Source organism: Acinetobacter sp. 22512 (assembly GCF_052044755.1).
In the GTDB taxonomy this organism is placed as follows: domain Bacteria; phylum Pseudomonadota; class Gammaproteobacteria; order Pseudomonadales; family Moraxellaceae; genus Acinetobacter; species Acinetobacter pittii.
Genome location: NZ_JBQENP010000036.1, coordinates 1 through 8,976, shown reverse-complemented (window position 1 = coordinate 8,976; position 8,976 = coordinate 1). Strand labels below are relative to the sequence as shown.

8 protein-coding genes and 4 pseudogenes are annotated in these 8,976 nt (G+C 33.1%); 7 read left to right on the top strand and 5 right to left on the bottom strand.

The features are described 5' to 3' along the window. Nucleotides 1–52: 52 nt before the first annotated feature. The 4 genes and pseudogenes from ACTJJG_RS18870 to ACTJJG_RS18855 form a co-directional block, all read left to right on the top strand. Nucleotides 53–769, top strand: a pseudogene (locus ACTJJG_RS18870) (ISNCY family transposase); the annotation flags it as partial. Nucleotides 770–1,319: 550 nt separating this feature from the next. Further along, nucleotides 1,320–1,628 (top strand): type II toxin-antitoxin system RelE/ParE family toxin, encoded by a 309-nt coding sequence (locus ACTJJG_RS18865; protein WP_000269910.1) that lies wholly within the window; start codon nt 1,320–1,322, stop codon nt 1,626–1,628. A 40-nt stretch (nt 1,629–1,668) separates the two neighbouring features. Further along, a complete protein-coding gene (locus tag ACTJJG_RS18860; protein WP_001140619.1) occupies nt 1,669–1,971 on the top strand; it encodes a helix-turn-helix domain-containing protein in 303 nt (100 codons plus the stop codon). Beyond that, the gene (locus ACTJJG_RS18855; RefSeq protein ID WP_000069470.1) at nt 1,964–2,173 is read left to right on the top strand and encodes a hypothetical protein; all 210 of its coding nucleotides are present in this window, start codon (nt 1,964–1,966) and stop codon (nt 2,171–2,173) included. Before ACTJJG_RS18860 ends, ACTJJG_RS18855 begins: the two co-directional genes overlap by 8 nt. Before the next feature lie 109 nt (nt 2,174–2,282). Here ACTJJG_RS18855 and ACTJJG_RS18850 read toward each other — a convergent pair whose 3' ends face one another. The 3 genes and pseudogenes from ACTJJG_RS18850 to ACTJJG_RS18840 all read right to left on the bottom strand — a co-directional run bounded on the left by ACTJJG_RS18850 (nt 2,283) and on the right by ACTJJG_RS18840 (nt 3,928). After that, a complete protein-coding gene (locus tag ACTJJG_RS18850; protein WP_000555567.1) occupies nt 2,283–2,510 on the bottom strand; it encodes a hypothetical protein in 228 nt (75 codons plus the stop codon). 765 nt (nt 2,511–3,275) lie between these two features. Continuing rightward, a pseudogene (locus ACTJJG_RS18845) lies at nt 3,276–3,579 on the bottom strand (helix-turn-helix domain-containing protein). After that, entirely contained in the window at nt 3,572–3,928 is a 357-nt protein-coding gene (locus ACTJJG_RS18840; RefSeq protein ID WP_000269908.1) for a type II toxin-antitoxin system RelE/ParE family toxin, read from the bottom strand. The pseudogene ACTJJG_RS18845 and the gene ACTJJG_RS18840 overlap by 8 nt, the downstream one beginning before the upstream one ends. Before the next feature lie 557 nt (nt 3,929–4,485). Between ACTJJG_RS18840 and ACTJJG_RS18835 the strand changes: the two genes are divergently transcribed. The 3 genes and pseudogenes from ACTJJG_RS18835 to ACTJJG_RS18825 all read left to right on the top strand — a co-directional run bounded on the left by ACTJJG_RS18835 (nt 4,486) and on the right by ACTJJG_RS18825 (nt 6,465). Continuing rightward, a complete protein-coding gene (locus ACTJJG_RS18835) occupies nt 4,486–5,169 on the top strand; it encodes a hypothetical protein (protein WP_000478902.1) in 684 nt (227 codons plus the stop codon). 268 nt (nt 5,170–5,437) lie between these two features. Next, nucleotides 5,438–5,902 (top strand): annotated as a pseudogene (locus ACTJJG_RS18830) (IS3 family transposase); the annotation flags it as partial. 242 nt (nt 5,903–6,144) lie between these two features. Further along, nucleotides 6,145–6,465 (top strand): type II toxin-antitoxin system Phd/YefM family antitoxin, encoded by a 321-nt coding sequence (locus tag ACTJJG_RS18825; RefSeq protein ID WP_001081101.1) that lies wholly within the window; start codon nt 6,145–6,147, stop codon nt 6,463–6,465. A gap of 270 nt (nt 6,466–6,735) precedes the next feature. On the opposite strand, the gene ACTJJG_RS18820 is transcribed toward ACTJJG_RS18825, so the two are convergent. Beyond that, nucleotides 6,736–8,691 (bottom strand): AAA family ATPase, encoded by a 1,956-nt coding sequence (locus tag ACTJJG_RS18820; RefSeq protein ID WP_000593543.1) that lies wholly within the window; start codon nt 8,689–8,691, stop codon nt 6,736–6,738. 91 nt (nt 8,692–8,782) lie between these two features. Then, nucleotides 8,783–8,923, bottom strand: a pseudogene (locus ACTJJG_RS18815) (IS3 family transposase); the annotation flags it as partial. Nucleotides 8,924–8,976: the final 53 nt, after the last annotated feature.

Sequence of the window (8,976 nt, the reverse complement as noted above, 5' to 3'; positions counted from 1 at the left end):
TAGCTGCCTAGCATATCCCAAGTGAAAGTCTCCTGCTAATTCAGCACATATCAAACATTCAGTTTTTAGGGTGAATCAAAGTAGCAAGAAAGACACCAAGATTACCCAGTTTGGACGTGTTCTGAGCACTCTCAATATCGATATCATTTTCGCTAACTCCCCTCAAGCCAAAGGTCGTGTAGAACGAGCGAATAGAACACTTCAGGATCGTCTGATTAAGGAGATGCGTCTAGAAGGCATCAGTTCAATTGCAGATGCCAATAAGTGGCTGCCGTGCTTTATTGAGCAATTTAATCGTAAATTCGCCAAGATGGCTTTTAATTCCAAGGATCTACATCGGCCTATCGCTGAAACAGCCGAAGAATTAGATGATGTTTTTACCTGGCGTGAACCCCGCAGGGTCACGAACAGCTTGACGATTACTTATGATAAATGCGTATATATCTTGGAAAACAGCGAAGAAAATCAAAGATTGGGCGGCAAGTATCTTGAGTTCCTGGAATATCCGGATGGTACTGTAGCCATTGAATATCAGGGAAGAAAAATCAATTACAGCATCTTTGATAAATTAAGTCAGCTCAACCAGCGAGAGATCGTTGAGAATAAACGTTTGGGTTCTGTGCTGGCACATATTCAACAACAGCATGAACAACTGGAACACCAAAACAAACGCAATCGTTCTCAAAAGATGCCACGTAGACAAGCACAGAAAACAGCGATTGAACAACGAAATCTAAATCCTGTGCTTGACTTGGAAATGTCCATATAGGACATTTCTATTTGGTTATTAGGTAGGACATTTCTACTTGGGAATAACAGAACAAATTGAAACATATAAAAATCAAAAACTTATGCTATAAATAATTTGCTCGACGATGACGAAAAGCCGACTTGGAAACAAGTCGGCTTTTTATGAGCAGTTTTGATATATTTTGCCAATAAAATTGGTTAAAAAACGATCAATTCGTAAGTTCCTTCCGATTCCTTAAGGCTTCCATTTCTGAATTTATCCCCATTTCTTGCGGTTAAGCTTTGGGATAATTTTTGATGATTTTTTGTACGCTTTGGCTTACAGCATTTTACGAAATTGTTTGTATCCAAGCACCAGTGAAGTCCCTATGATCGATCTATATGAACAGGATGTTCAATGACTTAAAACAAGAATAATCAGTCAGACACCATGACCATTAGGTAGTCAGCCCTACCTATGCGCTCCACACCGAAAAATCCCGACATGACGTCGGGATTTTTTATTTTCATTTGAATAATAATTCAATTAAGCATAAAATATAGATTGTAATCTATATTATGGTTGTAATATGTGGACAGTCATTACAACGGATCTGTTTAACGAATGGCTTGTACAGCAAGATCAATCTACACAAGAGAAAGTACTCGCAGCGTTGGTCGTTCTACAGCAACAGGGACCAAGTTTAGGACGTCCTTTAGTAGATACCGTCTATGACTCCAAATTTACCAATATGAAAGAGCTACGTGTTCAGCATCGAGGTAAACCACTGAGAGCCTTTTTCGCGTTTGATCCTTTACGACAAGCTATTGTGCTGTGTATCGGTGATAAAGGCGGTAAAAAGCGTTTTTATAAAGAGATGTTAGATATTGCCGATTAGCAATACGAAATTCATCTTTCAACTTTAGGAGATCAATCTAATGGCTAAGACCCTACAAGAATTATTGGCTAATCGCTCTCCAGAGAGTCAAGCTCGTATTCAACAAATGGCGGATGAATTATTGTTGGAAACTCAGCTTCACCTTATTCGTGAAGAGTTGGAGATTTCTCAAAAAGAACTGGCTGCAACCCTTGGAATCAAACAGCCTTCATTGTCAGCAATCGAAAATCGTGGTCATGATCTTAAAATTTCAACGATGAAAAAGTATGTCGAAGCAATGGGCGGAAAACTTCGTATTGATGTAGAGCTTCCAACAGGAAAACATATAGGATTCAATGTCTAATAATAAACCTTTGAAAAATAGTAGTAAATTACTTGTTAACTTGGACAAGTTTATATTTTTAGTGAATGCTGCTGATAGCCTAGAGGAAATTGAAATTATTAGAGATTTATGCTGTGACTATTTTTCACATTGTAAGAAGTTAAGCTATTACACTGATATTTTCGACAATGCTTATTGGATAAAATATTACGAAATAGCTTAATCTTTCAAGATTCGCATAAGAAATTTTATGTTAAATAGATATGAGAAAGGCCATAAATTGTGACTTTCCCATATACGAAGAGAGAGCTGAGAACTTTCGTTTTATTGATTTATTCAAAATGAAGCTGATATTGATGTGTGGTGATTTTAATTTTTAGTTGCTTATATTTTCTTTTCGTAGTGCTCAGAGCTGAATTAGACACTTCTGTATAAAATATAGAATCATACATCAAATCAGAAAATAATTTATATTCAATCAATAATTTACTGTATTTATTCCCATCTTTGAGATTCGTTTCAATTAATTGATCTAAATCTTTTACAGAAAAACTATGCATATTAGCCTCGGATAGAGTGTTTCTGAACGGGCACCATACAGGGTTGGCGATAGGAACTAAAGTTAAATTAGGTATTGATATATGGAATATTATTGTAAAATAATAGATTAAACTTATATCGAGGCTAAACTTTACTCCTTTAATACTAAAAATCTTATTCAGGATCCAAGATATGTCCTTCTAAAAGACTTTAGTCCTTCTCTTTTCAAGTCAAATTTACCCGTAATTCTGGCTAGAATACTCTCTCAAAATTGCATATACCCTATATTTATCTTGATATAAGGTCTTTTCTATAATTTTTTGGATATCTTCACTAGTCCATTTTTGCTGCTTAGCTTTAAAAATGAACTGTGATTGCAGAACAAATGAGTGTTCACCTTTTCTTAAATAAAGATTCTTGACTTTTTTTTGCATAAGAAACAATTCAATAACCTATAATCTTAAACTTTATACTAGTTGGGAAAAATTTACTTTTAATTATAACTTAATAAAAAACTTAACTTGTAAAGAAAACTAAATTTCAGTTACTTAATAGACAAAAAAATATTATTATTTTTGTATCAGTAATGTTTAATATTCTTTGGATTGTATGTTTTCGATTCTTATAGTATTTCTAGTTTTAATCAGTACACTATTAATTATTTCCATATTAAAAGAGTATTTTAAGAATCCTTTCAAATAGAAGAATAAATTCTAGTTTGTTAAACATAATAGAGCCTCTACGAAGTAAAAAAATGGGAGAGATTAACGCTCCCATTTTGTTTGTTAAACATTGAATCCTATATGTTTTCCTGTTGGAAGCTCTACATCAATACGGAGTTTCCCCCCCCATAGCTTCAACATACTTTTTCATGGTTGAAATCTTAAGATCATTGCCACGGTTTTCGATTGCTGACAATGAAGGTTGTTTGATTCCAAGAGTTGCAGCCAGTTCCTTTTGGGAAATCTCTAATTCTTCTCGAATAAAGTGAAGCTGAGTTTCTAAAAGTAGCTCGTCAGCCATTTGTTGAATACGAGTTTGGCTCTCTGGAGAGCGACTAGCCAATAATTCCTGTAAGGTTTTAGCCATTAGATTGATCTCCAAGGGTTGAGAGATGAAGTTCGTATTGCTGCTCTGCAATGTTCAGCATCTCTTTATAGAAACGCTTTTTACCGCCTTTATCACCGATGCACAGCACAATTGCCTGTCGAAATGGATCAAATGCGAAAAAGGCTCTCAGGGGTTTTCCTCGATGCTGAACGCGTAGCTCTTTCATATTGGTAAATTTAGAGTCATATACGGTATCAACTAAAGGGCGACCTAAACTTGGTCCCTGCTGCTGTAAAACAACTAAAGCGGTTAAGACTTTCTCTTGTGTTGATTCGTCTTGCTGTTCAAGCCATTCATTAAACAGATCTGTCGTGATGACTGTCCACATACAACAACCACAATATAGATTATAGTCTATGTTTTATAGCGAACTCAGCCAGTTTTCAAATGGCAATAAAAAAGCCCTACATCCTGTCGGGCTTTTTCATATCGGGTTGCTCGTCTTACTGATCTCATGCTGCCCATTCCTTGCGCAATTTTCTTATTCTTGTTGTCTGGAAACATCCAGTTTCGTTATATATTCATCATACGGCTAATGACTTGAATTACCAATCCGCAAAATCCTTAAATCTGTGTAAGTTTTAGCTTACAAAGTTGGCCTATTTTATCCCAAGAGTTGTCCGCAGAAATTGGGGGTTATTTCTGAAATGTGAACATTGATAAATCAGGAAAAAATGCAAAATAGAATGTTTTTTGATCAATTTTGTTGGCTAAAAGTTACAGTTTTGCTTAAAAAGAAACCGACTTGTTTCCAAGTCGGTTGAACGAGAACGTTCCAGAGGGTATGAATAACGATAAGATACTAATCTTAAAGTAATATTAAAAACACGTTCCGTATAAGCACCATTATGTTAATTTTAGAGAAACTAAAAATTTGAGTGCTATATGTTTCTAAAAAATAAAGAAGGTATTGAGAATAAGTTTTGGCGAGCAGTTTGTATACTAACAATCTTAGTCATCGTAATCTCGGCAGTATCTCTACCTTTTATTGATGATATTCTTAGTTTTATTAAAGATATCTCAGGCACGGCAGCAACAATACTTACTGCTTACATTGCTGTTATCCTATTTCAAGATTGGAGAGATATTAAGAAAGCCGAAATTCTTAGCCAACACTCAACTGAAGTATTCCCGATGCTAAATGATTTAGCATCATCCTTATTTTTTCTGAAAAATTCATTGGGATGTACTATTGGCCAATTCTATAAATTAAAAGAATATGAAAGCGAAAAAGGAAAATCAGAAGAATTTAGAGCAAAAATTTCCGATATGATCACCAGTACAAGTATTAGTGAGTTTGTTGAATCTTCTGAAAAAATCAAATACAAACTTTTCTTTATATCTCAATCTTTAGACACTAATATGCAAAAAAAAATAGATAATTTTAAAAGCATATTAGATGAGTTTATGTGGCTCTCTGAAGAAAATAGAGATCTATTTTTAGATCTCTCTGAGATAAAAAATCAAGAAGATAGAATTGAAAATTTATATACACAATTGAGAGTTTTAGCTAAAGAAATATTTGCAGATAAATTAGTTAGATACTCAACGTTTAATGATTTAGATTAAATTTTTAGATAGCGTTATTGATGATTTGTTAAAAATGAAAAGATTTATTTTATTGAGTGTATTAGTTTTTACAGGGGTTGAAATGCAACTGATTACAAAACTGTTTTAACAAGAAAAACTCTTTATATGAAAGGCGGAAATTGTGCTGGCCTATCTCTTTCAAAAAATGCTGGTTTAATTGGAGATCAGTTTCCCTGTACGGTAGACTTACCAACTAGAGTACGATGGATAAGCAATGATACTTTCATGATGGTTGAGAAACATCAAATTTCTCTATACCGCCTTTATTATTGATGTGTTCTCACGAGCAATTGTTGGATGGAAAGTATCTACACGGATGAATACAGATATGGTGCTCGATGCACTTGAGCAAGCATTGCATGATCGAGGCATGCCAAAGAATGTGATTCATCATTCCGATAGAGGTGTTCAATATCTTTCTATTCGCTATACCAATCGTTTAGAAGCTGCAAATTTACGAGCATCAGTCGGTACAACTGGTGATTCATACGATAATGCTCTGGCTGAAACGGTGAATGGCTTATACAAAACAGAGGTGATTGAATATTTAAAAGCAGATTGGCAAGGTTTAGCAGATGTACAACTTGCGACACTAAACTGGGTAGATTGGTTCAATAAAAAGCGTGTACACAGTGCACTGGGTTATGTATCGCCTTTTGAGTTCGAAGCAATGTACTATGATAAGATTAACCCGTTAGGTCAGGTGGCCTAACTTAAATAAAAAGTCTCCGACAAACCCGGTACGGTTCATAGACTCCAGTAAGCATAGATTTCCCTATTTTTAATTTGCACGATTTAAAATTTATTTTTTTAGATTATATAGTTACATACAAATATCATCTACTAATTTTAGAAATATAAAATCGTCCCATAATAAATAACGGTCGTTTTCTTACATTCGGAACAAGATTCTGAAATGATTTAATTTTTGCTATCCCGTATAAGGTCTTAGATATGAATCGATTAACTTTTATAAACGGTGCGATTGTTTCTGCGACTGATGTTCGCAAATCTTGGAGCAAAATTGTTCAATGTGTCAAAGATAGTCATAAACCTGTTTTTGTTTATACGAAGAATGCGCCCGAAGCTGTTGTTCTGAGTTTTGAAGAATTTCAAAAAATGCAGGAAATTATTGAAGCTGTCCGGCGTGAACAGCTAGGACAACAAATGGTTTATGATCTTTTGGATATTAATCAGCTCACTGGTCAACCGATCAAACACATGCTTTTGAACCCAAAAGGTGTATTTGAAGAAGTAAATGGACAAGAAAAATAGCTTTTTGAGGATATTAACGGATTCGAGATTAGAGACAAGCTGATTTAAAAGTCATCTTATATTTATATTCGTTGAACAATGAGCTTTTATTTTCGTAAAATACTAAGAAGTGGAAAACATATTCGTAAGTTAAGTAGCACTGACATCATAGAGTTGACTAATTTTATTGAAAATTAAAAAGAACACTTGGATGTCTATAAAATTATATTAAATAACGTACTGGGTAAAGTAATAGACTCACCCTAATAGGCAAGTCTATTAAACCAAAAACTATTTAAGATTCTTATTGACCTCTTTAAAGATAGTTTCAAATCTTGATAAAGTAGCTTCTGAAAGGCTATTAACAAAATCCTTATTACTAGCAAATTCTTTTGCAGGTAAATAATGATTAAATCTATTCTTTTTAATAACTTTATTAATTTTTGATAATATATCTTCAATTTCAGTACTTAATTCTTCCACCTTAATTTCAGCATGGGTAGATGAGAGAGAAATATTAAAAAGTTGCAGATATTCATCAATAGTAAATATATCTTCAATATCAGCTTTTTTTCTATTATCCAAAAAATCATGGAAAAATTTTATATTTTTATCAGATATAATTTTTTGAATAGTTAGACTATCAAATCTTGCCTGAGACTTTTGGTCAGTAAACGAATCTAATAGGCAGAAAATTGATAGTTTTGAACCTCGAAGTAATGAAATAAAACTAGCAACTTTATCTAAACCGCCTGTAGGCACAATTGTAATATCTTCATTTAAGCCAGTTCGTTTATTCGCATTCAAATATTCTGAAATTGTGGTCAAGTATAGTAAGTCTGAGACACCTTCTACCAATAGATTTTTTTTAGAAATAAATAAATTCTGTGCAACATCATACCCTAAAGCAGCTTGTAAAGGGAAAAGTGTATTAGGGTCTTTTTGTTGAATACTATCACTAACGATAGAGCTATCGGAGTCACTAAATACCGTTCTGACCCGATTTAATTTCGTTGTTTCTACCATGAAAGGTGAGTGAGTTGTATAAATAACTTGATACTTATCAACCAAACTTTCTAAAAAACGTAGTAAATCTGCTTGAGCAGTTGCATGCAAGTTAAGGCCTGGCTCATCTAAGAGTAGAATATATTTTGAATTTGAATCAGCCTGAATTTTGTTAAACCAAACTAAGAATGAAAAAAACCAATTAAATCCTTTACTTCTATTCTGAAGAGGTAAAGAAACTCTCGTTTTCGAGTTTTTTACTCGAATATCTAAGACATGTTCAACAATATTTGTATCGACCGTTGTAGCACTGCCATAACTTGTATTTACTTGCCTTTTCACAGTAGCTGTTTTTTTATCAATTTTAAATTCAATATTTAAGTTCTGATTTGCAGACCAATATTGAAATAGTGTGTCAGAAATCAAAGCCTCAGTTGCTTCTAATTCAGCAATAAAGTCTTCGAAATCGTCTGCATTAATAAGTTCATTCACATTAATTTCGGATAAATCTAAGAGTGCCTTTGCTGTTTTTAGATCATCCGATAGATCAACATCATCATCTAAAAAACTTTCTAGAATAATCCTTGATGGGAGTTGATAATATTCATCATAGTAAATAAATTTTGGTAAATGTCTTTTTATTAAAACACTATATGCATATCTTTCAATAAAAGTCATCCATGTAGAACTTTTGAAGAAATATTTTCTTAAAGGCTCTAACCTTTCGGTTTCATCTGGGAACTTCTTTAATATTTGATCAAATTTCTCTTCTGTTAGAGCCAACTTCAACTCAGTTTTTACATCATCACCAATATCAGATAAATTTAAGTGTTTTAAAAATAATTCAAAATTTATCGATACACCACTTATTAATGTAGATGAATCACCATAAGAACTTGTTAGGGTGATTTCATTACTTCCTTGCCAAGTTCCTTTACCTAACCTATTTTCGATTAAGCCAATTAGTTCATCTGAAATATGATAAGTGCAAATAATTGCTTTAGGTTTGCTATCCGACTTACTGATACTTTTTAGTTCTTTTCGAGGATAGTCTAACGTTTCGTTAAATTTAAACTTTTCATCATCTTCAAAATAATTAGTTTTAGCTAAACATTCTAAAACAGAAGTTTTTCCCGATTCATTCATTCCTACTAAAACAGTTATATCTTCCTCAATGTTTATTGATTGAGGAGTTGTAAATGACTTATATTTTAATATCTCAATATTTTTAAGTTTAATCATAAATATTTCTCCCTAAAATTAAATATATAACATTGATAAAGATTAACAATTTCATTGTTTCTAAGCTTACTATTGAATAGCCACCAAAATTCTAGACACACATAACCATCTTTTGATGGGCCTTTTCATAATCTAATGGAGAACGCTGACCATTGGAACCATGTCTGCGTTTTGAATTGTAGAACATCTCAATATATTCAAAGATATCGGACCTTGCTTCAGTTCTTGATGTGATGTGTGCTGAGAAAACAGGAGGTTTTAACTTGGTAAACTATAGACACTCAT

Coding starts and splice junctions, on each gene's coding strand:
- ACTJJG_RS18865 (WP_000269910.1), top strand. CDS start 1,320: ATGTGGACAGTCATTACAACGGATCTGTTTAACGAATGGCTTGTACAG.
- ACTJJG_RS18860 (WP_001140619.1), top strand. CDS start 1,669: ATGGCTAAGACCCTACAAGAATTATTGGCTAATCGCTCTCCAGAGAGT.
- ACTJJG_RS18855 (WP_000069470.1), top strand. CDS start 1,964: ATGTCTAATAATAAACCTTTGAAAAATAGTAGTAAATTACTTGTTAAC.
- ACTJJG_RS18850 (WP_000555567.1), bottom strand. CDS start 2,510: ATGCATAGTTTTTCTGTAAAAGATTTAGATCAATTAATTGAAACGAAT.
- ACTJJG_RS18840 (WP_000269908.1), bottom strand. CDS start 3,928: ATGTGGACAGTCATCACGACAGATCTGTTTAATGAATGGCTTGAACAG.
- ACTJJG_RS18835 (WP_000478902.1), top strand. CDS start 4,486: ATGTTTCTAAAAAATAAAGAAGGTATTGAGAATAAGTTTTGGCGAGCA.
- ACTJJG_RS18825 (WP_001081101.1), top strand. CDS start 6,145: ATGAATCGATTAACTTTTATAAACGGTGCGATTGTTTCTGCGACTGAT.
- ACTJJG_RS18820 (WP_000593543.1), bottom strand. CDS start 8,691: ATGATTAAACTTAAAAATATTGAGATATTAAAATATAAGTCATTTACA.